This is a genomic window from Methylophaga sp. UBA1464 (genome assembly GCF_002325665.1).
Lineage (GTDB): Bacteria > Pseudomonadota > Gammaproteobacteria > Nitrosococcales > Methylophagaceae > Methylophaga.
This window is the reverse complement of the sequence record NZ_DCSO01000086.1, coordinates 16,309-16,910: the sequence shown is the minus strand read 5'-3', so window position 1 is coordinate 16,910 and position 602 is coordinate 16,309. Positions and strand designations below refer to the sequence as shown.

1 protein-coding gene is annotated in these 602 nt (G+C 46.0%); it reads left to right on the top strand.

What is annotated here, in order from left to right:
* On the top strand, positions 1-571 hold a 571-nt coding region (locus tag B3O33_RS11050; RefSeq protein WP_292363590.1), incomplete at its 5' end, for a 4-phosphopantoate--beta-alanine ligase.
* Between the last annotated feature and the right edge of the window lie 31 nt (positions 572-602).

Below are 602 nucleotides of genomic sequence, written 5' to 3'. Positions count from 1 at the left end.
TGACGTTATGTATGCACAAGGACAGGATTTTCATACCTTTATTCATGTACCGGGTATGGATGACAAGCTCTGCGGACTGGAACGACCTGGACACTTTGATGGTGTGGCCACCGTGGTCACCAAGTTATTCAATATGGTGCAGGCAGATGTGGCGGTGTTTGGTGAAAAAGATTACCAGCAATTATTACTGATTCGGAAACTGGTAAGCGACTTAAATCTTCCGGTGAAAATCGTTGGTGCGCCGACAGTAAGAGAAAAAAATGGGCTTGCAATGAGCTCACGCAATCAGCACTTAACCGACACACAGAAACAGCAGGCCGCTAGTTTGTATTCGAGCTTAAAACAACTTAAACAGCAGCTGGAAACTGGCGGCCAGGATGTGAATTTTTTATTGGCACAGGCCCATTCCCAATTAACGGCTGCCGGATTTACACTCGACTATTTTGATATTCGTCGGGAAAAGGATCTTCAAGTGGCGGATCCCGCAGTGGATAAAGCCTTGCGATTGCTGGTGGCGGGGCGGTTGGGAAATGTTCGTTTGATCGACAATATTGCCTGTAACCTTGCTTGACTATACTGAAAAAGCGATAATATACGGCTTA